At 64.6% G+C, this 18,382-nt stretch carries 17 protein-coding genes; all 17 read left to right on the forward strand.

Annotated features, from left to right (window positions below; all coding sequences use genetic code 11):
* Positions 1-27: 27 nt before the first annotated feature.
* The 17 genes from WM2015_RS15505 (at position 28) to WM2015_RS02475 (ending at position 18,356) form a co-directional block, all read left to right on the forward strand.
* Positions 28-618 (forward strand): hypothetical protein, encoded by a 591-nt coding sequence (locus WM2015_RS15505; protein ID WP_183971418.1) that lies wholly within the window; start codon positions 28-30, stop codon positions 616-618.
* 73 nt (positions 619-691) lie between these two features.
* Positions 692-1,552: a site-specific tyrosine recombinase XerD gene (xerD, locus tag WM2015_RS02400; protein ID WP_049724537.1), complete on the forward strand. Its 861-nt coding sequence runs from the start codon at positions 692-694 to the stop codon at positions 1,550-1,552.
* Positions 1,553-1,673: 121 nt separating this feature from the next.
* Complete coding sequence (locus tag WM2015_RS02405) at positions 1,674-2,408, forward strand: DsbC family protein (protein WP_049724538.1); 735 nt, start codon at positions 1,674-1,676, stop codon at positions 2,406-2,408.
* Between the two features lie 173 nt (positions 2,409-2,581).
* A complete protein-coding gene (gene purL, locus WM2015_RS02410; RefSeq protein ID WP_049724539.1) occupies positions 2,582-6,424 on the forward strand; it encodes a phosphoribosylformylglycinamidine synthase in 3,843 nt (1,280 codons plus the stop codon).
* Positions 6,425-6,447: 23 nt separating this feature from the next.
* Positions 6,448-7,089, forward strand: a complete 642-nt coding sequence (locus tag WM2015_RS02415; RefSeq protein ID WP_156200760.1) for an exosortase H-associated membrane protein — start codon at positions 6,448-6,450, stop codon at positions 7,087-7,089.
* A gap of 87 nt (positions 7,090-7,176) precedes the next feature.
* Positions 7,177-8,931: a type II secretion system ATPase GspE gene (gene gspE / locus WM2015_RS02420; RefSeq protein WP_082169368.1), complete on the forward strand. Its 1,755-nt coding sequence runs from the start codon at positions 7,177-7,179 to the stop codon at positions 8,929-8,931.
* A 4-nt stretch (positions 8,932-8,935) separates the two neighbouring features.
* Complete coding sequence (locus tag WM2015_RS02425; RefSeq protein ID WP_049724541.1) at positions 8,936-10,147, forward strand: type II secretion system F family protein; 1,212 nt, start codon at positions 8,936-8,938, stop codon at positions 10,145-10,147.
* 71 nt (positions 10,148-10,218) lie between these two features.
* Positions 10,219-10,632, forward strand: a complete 414-nt coding sequence (gspG, locus tag WM2015_RS02430; RefSeq protein ID WP_245609798.1) for a type II secretion system major pseudopilin GspG — start codon at positions 10,219-10,221, stop codon at positions 10,630-10,632.
* An 11-nt stretch (positions 10,633-10,643) separates the two neighbouring features.
* The gene (locus WM2015_RS02435; RefSeq protein WP_049724543.1) at positions 10,644-11,141 is read left to right on the forward strand and encodes a GspH/FimT family pseudopilin; all 498 of its coding nucleotides are present in this window, start codon (positions 10,644-10,646) and stop codon (positions 11,139-11,141) included.
* A complete protein-coding gene (locus WM2015_RS02440; RefSeq protein WP_049724544.1) occupies positions 11,138-11,584 on the forward strand; it encodes a type IV pilus modification PilV family protein in 447 nt (148 codons plus the stop codon). The genes WM2015_RS02435 and WM2015_RS02440 overlap by 4 nt, the downstream gene beginning before the upstream one ends.
* Positions 11,581-12,294: a prepilin-type N-terminal cleavage/methylation domain-containing protein gene (locus WM2015_RS02445; RefSeq protein ID WP_049724545.1), complete on the forward strand. Its 714-nt coding sequence runs from the start codon at positions 11,581-11,583 to the stop codon at positions 12,292-12,294. Before WM2015_RS02440 ends, WM2015_RS02445 begins: the two co-directional genes overlap by 4 nt.
* A complete protein-coding gene (locus tag WM2015_RS02450; protein ID WP_049724546.1) occupies positions 12,291-13,184 on the forward strand; it encodes a type II secretion system minor pseudopilin in 894 nt (297 codons plus the stop codon). Before WM2015_RS02445 ends, WM2015_RS02450 begins: the two co-directional genes overlap by 4 nt.
* The gene (locus tag WM2015_RS02455; RefSeq protein ID WP_049724547.1) at positions 13,184-14,347 is read left to right on the forward strand and encodes a PilN domain-containing protein; all 1,164 of its coding nucleotides are present in this window, start codon (positions 13,184-13,186) and stop codon (positions 14,345-14,347) included. Before WM2015_RS02450 ends, WM2015_RS02455 begins: the two co-directional genes overlap by 1 nt.
* The gene (gene gspM / locus WM2015_RS02460; protein WP_049724548.1) at positions 14,319-14,927 is read left to right on the forward strand and encodes a type II secretion system protein GspM; all 609 of its coding nucleotides are present in this window, start codon (positions 14,319-14,321) and stop codon (positions 14,925-14,927) included. The genes WM2015_RS02455 and gspM overlap by 29 nt, the downstream gene beginning before the upstream one ends.
* A 1-nt stretch (position 14,928) precedes the next feature.
* The gene (locus WM2015_RS02465; RefSeq protein WP_049724549.1) at positions 14,929-15,699 is read left to right on the forward strand and encodes a hypothetical protein; all 771 of its coding nucleotides are present in this window, start codon (positions 14,929-14,931) and stop codon (positions 15,697-15,699) included.
* Complete coding sequence (gene gspD / locus WM2015_RS02470) at positions 15,699-17,876, forward strand: type II secretion system secretin GspD (RefSeq protein ID WP_082169369.1); 2,178 nt, start codon at positions 15,699-15,701, stop codon at positions 17,874-17,876. Before WM2015_RS02465 ends, gspD begins: the two co-directional genes overlap by 1 nt.
* A 60-nt stretch (positions 17,877-17,936) precedes the next feature.
* Positions 17,937-18,356: a hypothetical protein gene (locus tag WM2015_RS02475; protein ID WP_156200762.1), complete on the forward strand. Its 420-nt coding sequence runs from the start codon at positions 17,937-17,939 to the stop codon at positions 18,354-18,356.
* Positions 18,357-18,382: the final 26 nt, after the last annotated feature.

The raw sequence follows: 18,382 nt of genomic DNA on the forward strand, positions 1-18,382 counted from the left end.
TTGATCGCGACCCTGGGAGGTCCACTGATGCAAAGCAACGAAGAAACAAAACTCGAGCAGCAGGCGCCTGACGCGGGAGCCGCGGCATCGGCCGATGCTGGTGCGTCCAAACCAGCCAAGAAGAAGGCTTCGAAGAAGAAGGCCAGCAAGAAGAAGGCTGGCAAGAAGAAGGCTTCGAAGAAAAAGGTCGCCAAGAAGGTAGCCAAGAAAGCTGGCAAGAAGAAGGCGAGCAAGAAGAAGGCCTCCAAGAAGAAAGCCTCGAAGAAGAAGGCTTCCAAGAAGAAAGTAGCGAAAAAGGTTTCGAAGAAGAAGGCTTCCAAGAAGAAAGTAGCGAAGAAGGCTTCCAAGAAGAAGGCTTCCAAGAAGAAAGCCAGCAAGAAGAAGGCATCCAAGAAGCGTGGCAAGAAGAAGGCTTCGGGTGCTGCGGCATCCGGTCAGATGGATCGCGTGCTGGCAGCCGTGGAAGAACTGCGGGATGCCATTCACGAGCTGGCTTCGCAGGAACTCAGCCATCGGCGCAAGGCCGTGGACGAGCTTCGGGCCGCTGCTCGGGAGAAGATTTCCGATCTCGAGACCGCCGCCCAGAACAGCCTGGCTCGCCTGACAGGCAAGCGTTGAGTTGAGCCTCGGCACGTCCGGAACGGGAGCGGCATCGACCGCTCCCGTTTCCGTTTCTGCGGCCAGCCGGCGGTTGATCGAGGCCTTTCTGGACCAGAACTGGGCCGAGCGTGGCTACTCGCCGGCGACCATGGACGCCTATCGGCAGGACCTGTTCGGTTTCGCGGAATACCTGTCCGGATCGATCGAGTCCGTTCGTCGCGATCAGGTGCTCGATTGGCTGGGTCATCGTTTTCGTCGAGGCGATAGCGTACGCAGCGTGATCCGGTCCCTGTCCTGCCTGCGCCAGTTCTTCGCCTGGCGTCAGCGAGTGGACAGCGCGCTCGTCAATCCGATGCTCGATATCGAAGGGCCGCGCAGCGGGCGGCATCTGCCTGATGTCCTGTCCGCCGTCGAGGTCGAATCACTGATCGAGCAGCCCGACACGAGCACCATCCTTGGTCTGCGCGATCGTGCGATGCTCGAAACCCTCTATGCATCGGGTTTGCGCGTCTCCGAGCTGACCGGCCTGACGCTGTCGGGTCTGAATCTGGATCGGGGACTCGTGCGCGTGCTGGGCAAGGGCGGCAAGGAACGCCTTGTGCCCCTTGGCGAGCGGGCCATCGAGGCCATCGATGAATGGCTGAGCCGCGGGCGTAGCGCGCTGAAGAGCTCGACGGATCGGGTGTTCGTGTCCAGAAGCGGGCGCCCATTGACACGGGCGGCCGTTTGGCAGAGGCTTCGTCAGCACGCCATGGCGGCGGGGATCGGGAAGCCGGTCTATCCCCACCTGCTTCGGCACAGTTTTGCCACTCATCTGCTCGATCACGGGGCCGATCTTCGTGTGGTGCAGATGCTGCTGGGGCATGCGGATCTGGGCACGACCCAGATCTATACCCAGGTCTCGAGGGCGCGATTGAAACAGCTGCATCGGCAGCACCATCCGCGAGGATGAAACTTCGGAGCGGTCTGGTGTTCAAAGGCTGCAGGACGCGGATGCCGCTCGCCGAAGGGCGTCTGCAAGAAATAAAGGGCGGGCTCGTTTCCGCCAAACGACATTTATCGAGGAGTTCTGAATGAAGCCGTTTTCCCTCTTCCAAGCCGTTGCCGGCCTGGCCTTGCTGGGCACTGGCACGCTGGCCCTGGCGACGGACGCGATCGAAGAGCGTCTGGAAAGCCTGGTGCCGGACATGAGCCAGGTGGTGATTGCCGAAACGCCCATCGATGGCATGATGCAGGTCCAGATCGGTGGCGATGTGGTCTACATGAGCGAGGACGGCCGTTTCCTCATGCAGGGGCGCCTGATCGACATGGAAACCCAGATCGATCTGACCGATCAGGCGAAGTCCGGGCTCCGCAAGGCCCAACTCGCCGACCTTGACGATGCGGACATGGTGACCTTCGGCGAGGACGACGCCCAGTACGAAGTGCTGGTCTTTACCGATATCGATTGTGGCTACTGCCGACGCCTCCACGAGCAGATGGCCGAGTACGTCGATGCCGGGATCCAGGTCAACTACCTGGCCTTCCCGCGGGCGGGCGTCGGTTCCGACTCGTACAACAAGCTGGTGTCGGTCTGGTGCGCGGAAGACCGCAATGCAGCCATGGACATCGCCAAATCGGGCCGTACGCCACCGCCGGCCACCTGCGAGAATCCCGTCGAAGCGCAGTACCGCATGGGTCAATCCCTGGGTGTGACCGGTACGCCCTCCATCCTGACCCGCGACGGGGACATCATCCCCGGCTACGTTCCCCCTGAACAGCTGGTCGCGCGACTCGAAGCACTCGCCGCCGACAACGCCGGAGACTGACCCACGATCGTGGTCGGGCCGGGCGCTTCGAAGCGCCCGGCCTGTTTTTCTTGCGCGAGCCTGCGCACGGCTCAGCGTCGGCAGCATCCTCGGCAAGGCCGGCCTCTGGCCTATAATGCCCGCCTGATCGATGCGCGGCCCGTCAACCGGGCTGCCTGCCACGGGGTCCGAACATGTTTTTGCTAGGCCAGGATGCGCTGCCGGCATTTCGCCGCCGTCAGCTCGAAGAGGAATTCAGCCAGCGCCAGCGCGCCGAGTGTCGGCTCGAAGTGCGCGAACTGGTGTTGATCGATTGCGATCGGGCGCCGACGGCGACCCAGCAGGAGCGGCTGGAAGCCCTGTTGCACGCGCGGATCTGGCAGCGTCCGGCGGTGCCTGAAGGGGCTGCCCTGATCCTGCCTCGCCCCGGCGTGCTCAGCCCCTGGGCCACCCGGGCCGGCGACATCATCCGTCATTGCGGACTGGGGGACTTCTCCCGCCTGGAACACGGGCTCTGGGTCGAGGCCAGACAGAACGGCCAGGCCGTGGACCCCGATGCCGAGCTGCTGGCGCGTCTGCACGATCGCATGACCCAGGTCGTCCTGCCTCCCGACAGCGATCTGTCCGCCTGGCTGACCGGCCAGTCGCCGGCGCCGTTGGCGCATGTTCGCCTGGGGGGCGATCCCCATGCCGCGCTGGCCGACAGCAACCGGACGCTTGGCCTGGCCCTTTCCGATGGCGAGATCGACTACCTGGTCGAGGCCTACTCGGCGATGGGGCGCGATCCCACCGATGCGGAACTGATGATGTTCGCGCAGGCCAATTCCGAGCACTGCCGTCACAAGATCTTCAATGCCAGTTGGGACGTCGACGGGCAGGCTCGAGAGCCCTCTCTGTTCAAATTGATCCGCCAGACCCATGCCGCCACGCCCCAGGGGACTCGTGTCGCCTACGACGACAATGCAGCGATCATGGAGGGCTTCGATGCCGAGCTGCTGCTGACCGACATCGATCAGCCCGGCTACCGCGTGGAGCGCGCGACCCTTCATGCGCAGATCAAGGTCGAGACGCACAACCATCCGACGGCGATTTCCCCGGACCCGGGGGCCGCTACCGGCTCCGGGGGCGAGATTCGTGACGAAGCGGCCACGGGTCGTGGCGCCCGTCCGATCGCCGCCCTGGCCGGCTTCAGCGTCTCCGATCTGAAGATCCCCGGCGCCGTCCAGCCCTGGGAGAACGCGCCGGATCAACCGGGCCGCATGGCCAGTGCCTGCCAGATCATGCTCGAGGGTCCGATCGGGGCGGCCCGCTTCAACAATGAATTCGGTCGGCCCGCGCTCAGCGGCTATTTCCGAAGCTTCAGTCAGGTCGTTGGTGACCGGCTCTGGGGCTATCACAAGCCGATCATGATCGCCGGTGGCAGCGGCATGATTCGTGATGAACTGACGCACAAGCTCCCGCTCTCGCCAGGGGATCGAATCATCGTCCTCGGCGGACCCGCCATGCTGATCGGCCTGGGAGGCGGAGCGGCGTCTTCGATGAGTTCGGGCCAGTCCGATGAGGACCTGGATTTCGCCTCCGTCCAGCGCGGCAATCCGGAAATGCAGCGGCGCTGCCAGGAAGTCATCGACCGCTGCTGGGCTCGAGGGGTCGCGAACCCGATCAAGTCCCTGCACGATGTCGGTGCCGGCGGCCTGTCCAATGCCATTCCAGAGTTGCTCGACGACGGTGGCGTCGGCGGAGAATTGGATCTGCGAAAGGTGCCCAGCGCGGACAGTGGCCTGTCGCCGATGGCGATCTGGTGCAACGAGTCCCAGGAGCGCTATGTCCTGGCCGTGGCGCCTGAGCGACTGGACGATTTTGCCGCCCTGTGCGAGCGCGAGCGCTGCCCCTGGGCCGACCTCGGTCCGGCCACGGAGGATCGGCGCCTGCGCCTCCTCGACACGCTGCGCGACGAGACCGTGGTCGACATGCCGCTGGCGACCCTGCTCGGCCGTCCGCCGAGCATGCATCGCCAGGCCCTGAGCCTTGCCGTGCCCAGAGCAGGCGGGGGGCTGAACGGAATCACCCTGGACGAAGCGCTGGATCGGGTGCTGGCCCTTCCCGCGGTCGGATCCAAGCAGTTCCTGATCACCATCGGCGATCGTAGCGTCGGTGGTCTGACGGCTCGCGATCAGATGGTCGGCCCCTGGCAATTGCCGGTCTCCGACTGCGCCATCAACCTGCTCGACTACCGCCACTATCACGGCACGGCCATGGCCATGGGCGAGCGCACGCCCCTGGCCATCACCGATCCCGCCGCCTCGGTGCGCATGGCCGTGGGCGAGGCGCTTTGCAACCTGGCCGGGGTCGCGATCGCGAAGCGTGATCGAATCAAGCTGTCCGCCAACTGGATGGCGGCGGCCGGCGCGCCGGGCCAGGATGCGGCCCTGCGCGAGGCCGTCGAAGCGGTCAGCGCCTTCTGTCAGGCACTCGATCTTTCGATTCCCGTCGGCAAGGACTCCCTGTCCATGCAGACGATCTGGAACGATGGCGAAGACGAGCAGCGCATGATCGCCCCCGTGTCCCTGATCGTTTCCGCCTTCTCGCCGGTGGCCGATGTCCGGCAGCACCGGACTCCCGAGCTTCAGCGAGACGTCGGACCCACGCGCCTGATCCTGCTCGAAGGCGGCGCGCGACGCCTGGGCGGCTCCAGCCTGGCGCAGGTCTTCGAGCGTCCCCTGGGCGAAGTGCCCGATGTCGATCGGCCGGAGCAGCTGGCGCAGCTGTTCGATGCCGCACAGACCCTGCTGGCCGAAGACCGCATTCTGGCCATACACGATCGATCCGACGGTGGGTTGCTGGTGACGGTGCTGGAGATGGCACTGGCCGGGCATTGCGGTGTCAGTCTCGACCTCGAGGCCGGTGACGAGGCCGCGATGCTCGCCGAGTGCTTCAACGAGGAGCTCGGCCTGGTGATGCAGCTTCGCGAGGCGGACCTCGAGGGGGTGCTGGCACGATTGGCCGAAGCAGCGCCGGCCCTGCGCGCCCGCGAGATCGGCCGGGTGAACAACGGCGATACCCTGGTCGTTCGCGGCCAGGGCCGGGACTGGCTCCGCCGGCGCCTGCCCGACCTACATCAGGCCTGGGCGGCCACGAGTCACCGGATGCAGGCCCTCCGGGATCACCCGGACTGCGCCGATGAAGAGCATGCGGCCCGAGCCGACTGGGCAAGCCCCGGCCTGTCGCCGCAGCTGAGTTTCGAGCTGGAAAGCGCCCCGGCGGTCCATGGCGGCGCTCGTCCGCGCGTGGCCATCCTGCGCGAGCAGGGGGTGAATGGGCAGCGCGAGATGGCCTGGGCCTTCATGCAGGCCGGCTTCGAGGCCGTCGACGTGCACATGAGCGATCTGGCCGCCGGCCGGCAGCGCCTGTCGGATTTCCAGGGCCTGGCTGCCTGCGGTGGCTTTTCCTTCGGTGACGTGCTGGGTGCCGGGCAGGGCTGGGCGCGCTCGATCCTGTTCAACGAGGATCTGGCCGAACAGTTTTCCGCCTTCTTCTCCGATTCCGGGCGTTTTGCCCTCGGGGTCTGCAACGGTTGTCAGATGCTGGCCTCGCTGAAGTCGATCATTCCGGGCGCCGAGGCCTGGCCGAGCTTCGTCCACAATCGCTCGCGCCAGTTCGAAGCGCGTCTGAGCCTGGTCGGCATCGAGGACTCGCCCTCGCTGTTCTTCGCCGGCATGGCGGGCTCCCGTCTGCCGGTCGCCACGGCCCATGGCGAGGGCCGCGCGGATTTCACCGACGGTGATCTGGCCTCGGCCGCGGTGGCGGTGCGCTACGTTCAGCCCGATGGCCAGGCGGCCGTGCAGTACCCGGCCAATCCGAATGGTTCGCCCGACGGCGTCACCGGCTTGTGCAACCTGGACGGGCGTGTGACCATCCTGATGCCGCATCCCGAGCGACTCCTGCGCCGGGTGAATTTCTCCTGGGCACCTGCCGAGTGGGGCGAGCGTTCGCCCTGGATGCGGATGTTCGAAAACGCCAGGCGCTGGCTCGGCTGAGCCTGGACCTTCCGGAGGTTTCGATGAGCGACGACCCCAAGACCCCGAAAGAAGAATCATCGAGCGGCAGCAACCCCGTGCGGGAGATGTTCCTGCTCGCCGCGCTCTATCTTCCATTGGGCTTCTTTCTCTGGTTCTTTGCGGCCAGCCTGCTGATGCTGCCGGCTCGGCTGGTCTCCCAGTTCCTGCTGGGGCTGCTGCATGCCGACATCTTCGAGCGGATCTTCCAGGCCGATTTCTACTTCGAGATCCAGACCGCCATCGCGGTGCCGAATCCGGAAGGCGGCGAGGCCCTGCTGCTGACCTGGGACGTCAACCCGATGATCTACGCCTGGGGCATGGCCCTGCTGTTCGGCTTGACCATGGCCACGCCGATGACGGTCAAGCGCCGACTCCTGCAGATGCTGATCGGCTTTTCCGTCGTGACCCTGGTGACCGTCTGGGGCGTGTACTGGGAGGTCTGGAAGGACCTGGCCTTCATGTGGAGCCAGCAGTTCCCGGCCCAGGTCGTGCCGCTGGTCGAGGCCAGTGTCTACACGCCGACCATGATCGCGCTGTTCTACCAGCTCGGATACCTGATGTTTCCGGCCGTCGTGCCGCTGGCGACCTGGATCCTGCTGAATCGGCGCTTCATCGAAACCGAAGTGGTTCGCCATTCCGGCTGAACCGAATGGCCCGATCGACGGTCTGTTACTTTCGTAATGGGTGACCGATACTGTGCGGTGACTCTCATCACGACCCCTTGAGCGAGCATGGAAACACAATCGATTTCAGCGTCCGACGAGACCGAACTGCTACCCAGCGTGGGTGATCACCTGGAGGACCGGGCCGCCGAGCTGTGCGATCTGATGGTCGAGCAGGGGCGCTTGAAGTCCGAGGACTTGAGCCGAGCCCGCGCCTATCGCGAGCAGCATGGCGGCAATCTGCTGACCCTGCTGGTGCGCCTGGGTCTGGTCTCCGAACGCGATCTGGCCCGCGCCCAGTCCGAGCTGATGGGTATCGAGCTGATCAGCGACAAGGACTACCCCGAGGACGCGCCGGAGATCGACACCATCTCGCTGCGCTACATGAAGCAGCAGCACCTCGTGCCGATCCGGGTCGACGAGGGCCAGGTCGAGATCGTGATGGCCGATCCGCAGGACCAGTTCGCGCTCAAGGCTCTCGAGATGGCCACCGGCCGGACCGTGGTGCCCCGGGTGGGTGTCACTTCCGAAATCGACAACACGATCGAGCGCTACTTCGGCGGCGGCAAGAGCGCCATGGGCCAGATCGCCGAGTCCCTGGGCTCGGAAGGCGAGGGCGAGGACGAGGAAGACGTCGAGCATCTGCGCGACCTTGCGTCCGAGGCGCCCGTCATTCGCCTGGTCAACCTGATCCTCCAGCGCGCCGTCGAGTCGCGCGCCTCGGACATTCACATCGAACCCTTCGAGAACCGCCTCAAGGTGCGCTATCGCATCGACGGCGTGCTGCAGGAAGTCGAGGCACCCCCGGCGCGTTCGACCGCGGCCGTCATTTCCCGCGTCAAGATCATGGCGCGCCTGAACATCGCCGAGCGACGCCTGCCGCAGGACGGTCGCATCATGCACCGGGTCGGCGGCAAGGAGCTCGACCTGCGTGTCTCGACCGTGCCGACCGCCCACGGCGAGTCGGTGGTCATGCGTATCCTCGATCGCGAGGCCGTGGTGCTGGACTTCTCGAGCCTGGGCTTCGCGGAGGATTCGCGCAAGACCTTCATCAAGGCCCTGGAGATGCCGCACGGCATCATCCTGGTCACGGGCCCGACCGGTTCGGGCAAGACGACCACCCTGTACACGGCCCTGAGCCAGCTCAATACGCCGGAACGCAAGATCATCACCGTGGAAGACCCGATCGAGTACCAGATCGAAGGCATCAACCAGATCCAGGCCAAGGCCTCGATCGGGCTCGATTTCGCCGGCGCCCTGCGCTCCATCGTCCGCCAGGACCCGGACGTGATCATGATCGGTGAAATGCGTGACCTCGAGACTGCGCGGATCGCCATCCAGTCCGCCCTGACCGGTCACCTCGTGCTCTCGACCCTGCACACGAATGACGCGGCCGGTGGCATCACGCGAATGCTCGACATGGGCGTGGAGGACTACCTGCTGACCTCGACGGTCAACGCGATCATGGCCCAGCGCCTGGTCCGCCGCCTCGACGAGGAGACCCGCGAGGCCTACGAAGTGCTGCCCGAAGTGGTCAAGGAACTCGGCCTGGACAAGCTGACCGATGCCAGCCCCGTGCGCATGTATCACCCGGGTAGCTCCGAGGCCTGCCCGACCGGCTACCGTGGTCGGACCGGCATCCACGAGATCCTGATCATCTCCGAGGAGATCCGACGCATGGTCATGAAGCACGCCACCTCGACGGAGATCGAGCGTCAGGCGCGTACCGAAGGCATGCGCACGATGTACGAGGACGGCCTGCTGAAAGCGCTGCAGGGTGTCACTTCGGCCGAAGAAGTGCTGCGTGTGACGCAGGAAGCCTGAGCCGATGCCGCTTTTCGAATACAAGGCCGTTTCGCCCAGCGGAGAAACCCTGACCGGGGAAATGGAAGCCCCCAGCCCCGAGCTGGTCATCGCCCAGCTCCAGGAGGCCGGCAATATCCCGGTCTCGGCGAAGGAAGTGGGCTCGGGTTTTCGCATCGAGACCCTGTTCCGCGGCAAGCGTGGCCTGAGCCAGCGCGAGATCGGCGATCTGACCCAGCAGCTCTCGACCCTGCTCGGTGCCGGGCTGCCCCTCGATCGTTCCCTGGGCATCCTGATCGATCTGTCGGACAACGATCGCGTCCGCGATCTGGTCCAGAAGGTCCGCGATCATGTACGAGAAGGCGGCTCCCTGTCCGAAGGCCTGGAAGCTCGCCACGGCGTGTTCTCGCGCTTCTACATCAACATGGTCCGGGCCGGCGAGATCGGCGGCTCCCTCGACCAGACCCTGGCGCGCATGTCGGAATACCTGGAGCGCGCCAAGGAGCTCAAGGACAGCGTCGTCTCGGCGATGATCTATCCGGCCCTGCTGATGGTGATGGCGATCGCCTCGCTGCTGTTGCTGATGGTCTACGTGATTCCCCAGTTCACGCCGATGTTCGAAGACTTCGGCGGTGAGCTGCCCCTGCTGACCCGGATCGTGGTCGGCGCCGGGGACGTGCTGCAGAACTTCTGGTGGGGGCTGATCGGCCTGACGGTGATCCTGGTCATCTGGTTCCGCTCGCAAATGGCGCGGCCTGCCTCGCGCCTGGTCTGGGACGGGCGTTTCCTGCGCATGAAGTTCGTCGGTGACATCATCGGCAAGATCGAGACCGCGCGCCTGAGCCGGACCACCGGCACCCTGCTGGTCAACGGCGTGCCCTTGCTGTCGGCACTTTCGATCGCGAAGAATGTCATGACCAATACGGTGCTGTCGGAGGACGTGGCCCAGGCGGCCAAGCAGGTCAAGACCGGTGCACCCCTGGCGCGTGCGCTGAGCCAGAACGAGCATTTTCCGCGCCTGGCGCTGCAGATGATCAATGTCGGTGAGGAAACCGGCAAGCTCGACGAGATGCTGCTCAAGGTGGCCGACACCTACGACCGCGAAGTCCGCGTCACGATCGATCGCCTGATGTCGATGCTGGTGCCGGCGATGACGCTGGGTCTGGCCTTCCTGATCGGCCTGATCGTGATGTCGGTTCTGATGGCGATCCTGAGTATCAACGACATGGTGGGCTGATCGACCCGATCCAGCCCGATGCAGGTCGAACCGATTCGATGAAACGACTGACTTATTCAAGGAGTGCAAGGATGAGAACGATGAAGACCAGCCAGGGCTTCTCCCTGATCGAACTGCTGGTGGTGCTGGTGATCCTCGGCATGATCGCCGGTCTGGTGGTGCCGAACATCGTCAGCCGTAGCGAAGACGCCAAGGCGCGGACGGCGCAGACCGAAATCCAGCGGCTTGCCATGGCCGTCGACGAATTCTACCTGGACGCCGGCCGCCTCCCCCGCGAGCTGAGCGAACTGGTCAACCGTCCGGCCAATGCCAGCAACTGGAATGGACCCTATGTCAACCAGTCGAATCTGAACGACCCCTGGGACAACCCCTACAACTATCGCTATCCCGGCCAGCACCGCACCTACGACATCTTCTCGCACGGCGCCGATGGTTCGCCCGGCGGTGAAGGGGCGGCGGCTGACGTGAACAACTGGGACAACTGAGCGGAGCCCGGATGCCCAGCCAGACCATGCGCTTCAGGCCGTCCGGTGCTCCCGGGCTGTCGGACAGAGCGAGCGGATTCAGTCTGCTCGAGCTGATCCTGGTCATGGCCATGGTCGGCCTGTTGTTCACCGTGGTCACGGTCTCGGTGAGCCGTTCCCTGACCGGCGCGGAAATCCGCGCCGCGGCCAGCGACCTGCTGGCCGGTCTTCGCCATACGCGCGGCCAGGCCATCATCCAGCGCCAGCAGCAGGTCTTCATCGTCGATGCGGAAGCGCGGACCTGGCAGGCAGCCGGTCGTGAGCCGGTCCAGATTCCCGAAGGCATGGACATCACGATCAATACCGCCCGATCCGAGCTGACCGGCGAGCGTGCCGGCGGCATCCGCTTCTATCCGGACGGCGCCTCGACCGGCGGCAGCGTCGTGTTGACCGCCGGCGAGCGTGAGTGGCATGTCTCGGTCGGCTGGCTGACCGGGGAAATCGGTATCGAACGGGATCCGCAGGTATGAGCGCGATGCCGACCTTTCATTCGCGCCAGTCCGGCTTTACCCTGATCGAAGTGATGGCGGCCTTTGCCGTCTTCGCGCTGATGTTCGGCGTGGTGCTGCAGGTCCTGTCGACCTCGATGGGCAACACGCGTCGGGCCGGCGACTACACCCAGGCCGCGCTCTGGGCGCAGTCCAAGCTCGACGTGCTCGGGCTGGAAGAGATGCTCGAGCCCGGCGAGACCTCCGGTGAGTTCGACGATCGCTACCGCTGGTACCTGCGCGTCGAGGAAGTCATGAGCTTCGACGACACGGGCGTGGATCTGGCCGAGTTGCCCGTGTCCCTGTACGCGGTCGAACTGGTGGTCGAGTGGGGCGAGAATCCGACCCGCGAAGCCGTGTTCCGCACCTTGCGCAGCGTTGACCTGTACTGGCAGGAGCGCCAGCAGCTGGGGCCCATGCCATGATCCCGGATCGGCAGTCCAGGGGCTTCAGCCTGATCGAGGTGCTGCTGGCCATCACCCTGGTCGGCATCATCATGGCGCTGGCCTGGGGCGGCTTCCGCGCCAGCATCCGCGCCACCAATTCCGGCGAAGCACTGATCGAGCAGACCAACCAGCTGCGCATCACCCATCAGTTCGTCCGCCGCCAGCTCAGCCTGGCCCAGGCCCTGATCATGGAAGAGGGCGAGGAGGATGGCCTGCAGGTTCGCTTCATCGGTGATTCCGACTACGTCCGATTCGTCGCGCCCATGCCCGGCTACCTGAGCTATGGCGGGCCCTACATTCAGGAGCTCAGGATCGAGCCGAACGGCGAGACCCGGGCCCTGGTCTACTACTACGCCATGCTCAACGGCTACGAGGTCGGCGAAATCGAAGCCAGCGAGGGCATCGTACTGATGGACGATGTGGCCGACGGGCAGTTTGCCTTTCTCGGGGTCGATCCCGAAGACCAGGCGCCCTATTGGGAAGATTTCTGGGAAGACACCGCGACCATGCCGCTGGCCGTTTCCCTGCGCATGGATCTGGATCGGGGCAATGGTCTGACCTGGCCCGACCTGACCGCGCCGGTGATGATGGATTCGACCGCTCAGGTCTCGGGTCCCGGCGCGCAGACGCCGACCATTCGCCGGGCCTCCGATCTGATTCGCAACAACAGCGCTCGCAACCGCCGATGAGGACCGGTCGGCAGTCCGCGCGGGGCGTCGCCCTGATCATGGTGCTCTGGATCTTGGTGCTCCTGACCCTGACCGTGGGCGTCTACTCGGTGCTTGCCCGAACCGAAACCCTCCAGTCCCGATTCCTGTTCGATGTGACCGAGGCACGCTATGCGGCCGAGGCCGGGCTGCATCGGGCCGTGTTCGAGATGCGCAATCCCGACTACGAGACGCGCTGGGTGCCCGATGGCCGCTCCTACTACATGGAGTTCGGCAACGCCGTGGTGGAAATGCAGGTCACCGACGAGTCCGGCCGGATCGATCTCAACCGCACGCCCGCCGAGATCATGGCCGAGCTGTTCATCCAGCGCGGGGTCGAGGAAGAAACGGCCTGGCAGCTGTCGGATGCGATCGAGGACTGGCGTGACCCGGACGATCTGCCTCGGCTCTACGGGGCCGAGATCGACGAATACGAAGCCGCCGGTTACCCTTACGGGCCGGCCAACCAGGAATTCCAGTCGGTCGACGAGCTGCAGCAGGTGATCGGCGTGAGCTTCGAGCTGTTTCAGCGGCTCGAGGGCTTTCTGACCGTCCACGGTCGCGGCGGGCAGGTCAATCCGGCCTTCGCGCCGGCCGAGGTGCTGGCGACCATGCCGGACATGGATCTGGAGAGTGCCCGGCTGTTCGTCGACGAGCGCCATCAGAGCCATCCGGCCGATATGGCGGCGCTGATGCTGCCGAACGGACAGCTGGTGAACTTGCAAGGTGGGGGTGGTGTCTTTAGCATTCGCTCCCGCGCCACGCTAGACAATGGCGCCTGGACCCAGATCGAAGCCACGGTCAGGGTCGGAACCGATACCCGCGGACGGCCCTTCCGGATCGTTCGCTGGCGGGAAAATATCGAGGATTGATGAACTCCAACGCCGTCAACAACGCGCTGGGCCAGATGCAGGCCCGCTACCGATCGAGCCCCTTGCCGGGCTTCCTGTCCTGGTGGCGGGGTGAGCTGGCGAGCCTGGTGCCGGAGGGGCTGCGCCGCCGCATGGTATCGCCGCGTCCTTCCCTGTGGCTGGTGCTCGACGAGTCCGGCGACACCTTGAGCGCCTGGCGCGGGGGTGATGCGCCCGAGCGTCTGGATGAATTCCGGGTGGCCGATGATCTGCAGCTGCTTCGCCAGCGTTGGCACGAAGCCCTCGAGCGCTTCGAGGACGGCGCGCCGGAAATCCGCCTGTGTCTGCCCGAGCGTCTGGTGCTCGAGACCTCGGTCGAGCAACCCCTGGCCGTCGAGTCGAACCTCGATGCCGCGCTGGGTTATCAGCTCGACCAGCTCACGCCCTTCCGGGCCGCCGATGTGCTGTTCGACCATCGCATCGTCGATCGGAACGTTCGCACCGGCCGGCTCAGGATCGATCTGCGCCTGGTGCCGAAGAATCAGATCAATGAATTGCTCGAGCGTCTGGACGTGATCGGGATCCACCCGCACGCCATCGACACGCTGCCGGATGATCGGGAAGTGCCGCTCTGCGAGGGCTTCAATCTGCTGCCCGAGGCCCAGCGCCCCCGCTATGTCTACAAGCGGGCCCGTCTGAACTGGGTGCTGGCCGGTGTCGCCGTCCTGGTGCTCGGCCTGGTGATGGCCCAGTCCCTGTACCTTCGCAACCGCACCGTCGACCGCCTGCAGGCCGAAGTCGCCGCGCTGCGCGCCGAGGCCGAACAGGTGCTGGCCCTGCAGCGCCAGCTCGAGGATTCCCTGCAGGCGGCCAACTTCCTGGCCGAGCGCCGTCGCCGGCAGCCGGTCGTGATCCAGGTGCTCGACGAGGTCTCGCGGGTGCTGCCCGATGACATGTGGATCAACCAGCTGCAGGTGCGCGGCACCGAGCTGACCATGATGGGGCTGGCCGATGGTTCCCAGCGTCTGATCGAGATCATCAACGAATCACCGCTGCTCGACGAGGCCGAGTTCCGCGGCGCGATCAACGTCGACCCCGCCACCGGCCAGGAGCGCTTCAACGCCCGGGCCACGATTACCCGCAGGGAGGTGCAGGATGCAGCTGCTTCCGGACCGGGAGAATAACAAGCCGCTGGCGGTCGGGCTGCTGCTGATCGCCGCCATGCTGGTTTACCTCGGTGGCTTCCACTGGTTCGTGGATCGTCACCTGACGCTGGCCGATGACATCGAGCGCCTGGAAACCCAGGTCGGACGATTCAAGGCCGCCGTGGCCCGGCGCCCGGCCCTGGAGGAGCGCCTGTCGGAGCTGCGCAGCGAGCGCCTGGACAACGCCCTGTTCCTGCGCCAGTCCAACTTCAATACGGCCGCGGCGGCACTGGTCCGCCTGCTCCGCGACGCCATCGACGAGCAGGCCGAGGACACGGAGCTGTGCACGGTCACGGCGACGCAGAATCGCCCGGATGCGGAACCCGACCGCTTCGAGCAGGTCACGGTCAATGTGCGGATGAATTGCCCCTTGCCCGATCTGGTGCGAATTCTCTATTCCCTGGAAGACAATGTGCCGCTGATCTTCGTCGACAATCTGCTGATCAACCAGCGCATGGCGGCCGATCGCCGTGGCCGTCGGGTCGGCGTCGATGCCTACGGGCAGCTCGATGTCCGCTTCGATATGTACGGCTTCCTGGCCGGGCAGGTGGAGCGCTGATATGTCTGGACTGCTGGATACTCGACACAATCTGCTGACCGTGCTCCTGGTCGCCGCGATCGGCGTGCTGGGCCTCGGCCTGCTGGCCCAGTTCGCCATGATGGGCCGGCCGGACGTCGACGCCATTGCGCCCTCCGGTTCGACGGAAGTCTCCGAGGCCGAGGTGGACGTACCCGAAACGGGCCTGGCCAGGATCGACGACTACGGTTCGATCACGGCCCGCCCGGTGTTCTTCTCCGATCGGCGTCTGCCGGTGATCGAGATGCCGGACGAAGAGGCGCTGGCCGAGCAGGAAGAGTTCATCGATGAGGAAGAGCCGATCAACGAGCTCAAGGCGGCCGTGGCCGGGATCATCATCACGCCCGAACTCCGACTGGCCATGGTCCGCGACGAGACCAGCAACGAAACCCTGGTGCTTCGTGAAGGCATGAGTCTGGAGGGCGAACAGGCGGCCTGGAGGCTGGATTCGATCGAGCAACGACAGGTCAACTTCGTCTCCGTCGATGGCCGGGAATCCCTGCTCGAATTGGCGGTCAATACCTCCAGCCTGGCCGCGGGAAGTTCAGGGCGCCAGCCGACGAACTATCGGGAGCCCGAAGAGGGCGAAGAGGGCGATCGTCGTGTGCCGACACCGCCCGATTCCAGCCAGGTGTCCGATGCGCGGGCCCGGGCCGAGGAAGTACGCCGGCGAGTGGCCGAGCGTCGCGCCGAATTGCGGGCCGAAGCCGAACGCCGAGCCCAGTTGCAGCAACAAAACGAACGAGATAATTGATGATGTCAGTCGCTTCTCCGGCCGCCAGTGCGCGGCTCAGGCAAGTCGTGTTCACCCTTCTGCTCAGTGCATTCCTCGCTGCTTGTGGCGGCGTGCAGGAGCGGCCTGACGATCGTGATTTTGCCGCGTCGGCCGTGGAGCCCGAGTCACGCGAGAACGATAACGGCGAGATCGATATCGGTGGAGGGGACGCGGACGACGAAGAGAACGTCTTCGACGAGTCCGAAACCTATCCGGGCACCGGAGTCTTCATCAATGATGCGGCCGTCGGCGAGCGCGCTGCCCCGCCCGGTGAAGACGGGGAGATTACCCTGAACTTCGAAGGGCAGGGTATTCAGGAAGTCGTCCACGCCATCCTCGGCCAGCTGTTCCAGGAAAACTACGTCATCTCTCCGGGCATCAGCGGGGAGGTGACCTTCGCCACCGCCAAGCCGATCACCCGCGACCAGATCATGCCGGTGCTCGAGATGCTGCTGCGCTGGAACGGCGCGACCCTGATCTGGCGCGAGGGGCAATACCACGTCATTCCCATCGCCGAGGCCGTGCGCGGCAACCTCGTCCCGCGCTTCGATTCGGCCAATGCGGCGATCGGTTACGAAGTCCTGGCCGTGCCACTGGACTACATCTCGCCGGTCAAGATGTCGGAAATTCTCGAACCCTACGCCCGCGAAGATGGCGTGTTCAACGCCGACAATGCCCGCGGCCTGCTGTTCCTGGCCGGCACGCGCTATGAACTGCAGAATTATCTGCAGATCATCGAGACCTTCGACGTCGACTGGCTGGCCGGCATGTCGGTCGGCATGTTCAGTCTGGAGCGAATCGAGGTCGACGAGCTGCTGCCCGAGCTGGAAGCGGTATTCGGCGAAGAGGGTGAGACGCCGCTCGCCGGCATGTTCCGCTTCATGCCGCTGGAGCGTCTGAATGCGATCATGGTGATCACGCCCAACGAGCACTACCTGGATGAGGCGGAGAAGTGGATCCGCCGGCTCGACCGCTCGGGCGCCGAGGCCGGTTCGCGCCTGTACGTCTACCGGGTCAAGAACCTGGAAGCCGACGTGTTGGCCGGCTATCTGGGCGATATCTTCGGCACCAGTGGAGGTTCACGGCCCAGCCGCGAGAACCGCGGCAGCCTGGCGCCCGGGATGGAGCCGGCCTCGGTGTCCAGTGTCAGCGATTTTCAGCGCAGCCAAAGCAGTGGTGGCAGCGACTCCTCGAGCCGTAGTCAGAGTCGAGCCACCGCTGGTGGCATGCAGTTGGGGGAAGATGGCAACGTTAGGGTAACTGCCGTGATCGAGACCAACTCCCTGCTGATCCAGGCGTCGCCCAGCGAGTACGATGCCATTCTCTCGGCGATCAATCGATTGGACGAAGAGCCGCTGCAGGTGCTGGTCGAGGCGCAGGTGCTTATTGTGGATCTGAGCGATGCGCTCACCTACGGCGTGAGCTGGTTCCTGGCAAACCGAAACGCAGATCTGGAAACCACTCTGCCTGAGGGTATTCCCGCCTCTAGAGCCGAGAATACCATCGAGATGGGCACCAACTTTCTTGGCACGATCACCCGCCGGGGTGTCGGTCGCACCTTCGTCTCGGCGACCATCGATGCCCTGGAATCTGTCTCGAATGTGCGAACGATCTCCGCGCCTTCCTTGCTGGTTCGCAACAACGCCAGCGCCACGATCAATGTCGGCAGACAGCTGCCGGTGCAGTCGACGCGTTTCGTCGGTGGCGTGACCGGTGAGGGGGCCAGCTCCCTGGGTAGTGTTCAATATCTGAACACGGGCGTGATCCTGGAGGTGACGCCACGGGTCAATCCCGGTGGCCTGGTGTATCTGGAGATTTCCCAGGAAGTGTCGTCACCCGGCGATCCGGGCGTGGGTGACAACCCCACGATCAATACGCGCAATATCTCGACCGAGATCGCGATTCAATCCGGGCAGACGATCATGCTCGGGGGGCTGATCCAGGAAGACGAAACCCAGAACAGGAACGGCGTGCCTGGGCTGCAGCGGATTCCCTTGCTGGGGAATCTGTTCAGGAGTACCAATACTTCGATCCAGCGCACCGAGACACTGGTCCTGATTACCCCGACGGTGGTCAGCACGACGGATCGTCTGCGCGAGGTTTCCGACCAGATGACCCGTCAGTTCCGTGCGCTCGAGCCTCTGCGTGCGCAATAATCAGACAGTCGCATTTAGCGCCTGCACCAGGAATCATTGAACAGGAAGTTGAAGACAATCATGAGAATCAATACCAAAATTAGAAGCTTGCTGCTCTCGACGGCGCTTGCCCTGGTGCTGGCCGCTTGCGCCAGCACCCCTTCGAGCCCCGAAATGACCCTGGAAGAACGTGCCCAGGCGCGTTGGGATCACATCCTGAACGATGAGGCGGAATTGGCCTACCCGTACCTGACCCCGGGCTACCGCGACATCACCTCGCTGGGTGACTACCTGGTCTGGCTCGCGAACCGCCCGGTACGCTGGGTCGCAGCCAGTGTAGAATCCGTCGAGTGCGAAAACGAGGACACCTGTTCCGTGACCACCTCGATCACCTACCGTGTGCCGGGTGGGCCGACGGGTATCAATCAGATGAGAATGAATCGCGACATCGTCGAGGATTGGATCCGCATCGACGGCCAGTGGTATTTTGTCCAGAACTGATTGCTTTACATCGATTGGTCGGTTAG

This window comes from Wenzhouxiangella marina (assembly GCF_001187785.1).
Classification (GTDB): Bacteria; Pseudomonadota; Gammaproteobacteria; order Xanthomonadales; family Wenzhouxiangellaceae; genus Wenzhouxiangella; species Wenzhouxiangella marina.

What these genes read in the sequence shown, in the direction of transcription:
- WM2015_RS15505 (WP_183971418.1), top strand. Translation starts at nt 28, where the DNA reads ATGCAAAGCAACGAAGAAACAAAACTCGAGCAGCAGGCGCCTGACGCG.
- WM2015_RS02405 (WP_049724538.1), top strand. Translation starts at nt 1,674, where the DNA reads ATGAAGCCGTTTTCCCTCTTCCAAGCCGTTGCCGGCCTGGCCTTGCTG.
- purL (WP_049724539.1), top strand. Translation starts at nt 2,582, where the DNA reads ATGTTTTTGCTAGGCCAGGATGCGCTGCCGGCATTTCGCCGCCGTCAG.
- WM2015_RS02415 (WP_156200760.1), top strand. Translation starts at nt 6,448, where the DNA reads ATGAGCGACGACCCCAAGACCCCGAAAGAAGAATCATCGAGCGGCAGC.
- gspE (WP_082169368.1), top strand. Translation starts at nt 7,177, where the DNA reads ATGGAAACACAATCGATTTCAGCGTCCGACGAGACCGAACTGCTACCC.
- WM2015_RS02425 (WP_049724541.1), top strand. Translation starts at nt 8,936, where the DNA reads ATGCCGCTTTTCGAATACAAGGCCGTTTCGCCCAGCGGAGAAACCCTG.
- gspG (WP_245609798.1), top strand. Translation starts at nt 10,219, where the DNA reads ATGAGAACGATGAAGACCAGCCAGGGCTTCTCCCTGATCGAACTGCTG.
- WM2015_RS02435 (WP_049724543.1), top strand. Translation starts at nt 10,644, where the DNA reads ATGCCCAGCCAGACCATGCGCTTCAGGCCGTCCGGTGCTCCCGGGCTG.
- WM2015_RS02440 (WP_049724544.1), top strand. Translation starts at nt 11,138, where the DNA reads ATGAGCGCGATGCCGACCTTTCATTCGCGCCAGTCCGGCTTTACCCTG.
- WM2015_RS02445 (WP_049724545.1), top strand. Translation starts at nt 11,581, where the DNA reads ATGATCCCGGATCGGCAGTCCAGGGGCTTCAGCCTGATCGAGGTGCTG.
- WM2015_RS02450 (WP_049724546.1), top strand. Translation starts at nt 12,291, where the DNA reads ATGAGGACCGGTCGGCAGTCCGCGCGGGGCGTCGCCCTGATCATGGTG.
- WM2015_RS02455 (WP_049724547.1), top strand. Translation starts at nt 13,184, where the DNA reads ATGAACTCCAACGCCGTCAACAACGCGCTGGGCCAGATGCAGGCCCGC.
- gspM (WP_049724548.1), top strand. Translation starts at nt 14,319, where the DNA reads ATGCAGCTGCTTCCGGACCGGGAGAATAACAAGCCGCTGGCGGTCGGG.
- WM2015_RS02465 (WP_049724549.1), top strand. Translation starts at nt 14,929, where the DNA reads ATGTCTGGACTGCTGGATACTCGACACAATCTGCTGACCGTGCTCCTG.
- gspD (WP_082169369.1), top strand. Translation starts at nt 15,699, where the DNA reads ATGATGTCAGTCGCTTCTCCGGCCGCCAGTGCGCGGCTCAGGCAAGTC.
- WM2015_RS02475 (WP_156200762.1), top strand. Translation starts at nt 17,937, where the DNA reads ATGAGAATCAATACCAAAATTAGAAGCTTGCTGCTCTCGACGGCGCTT.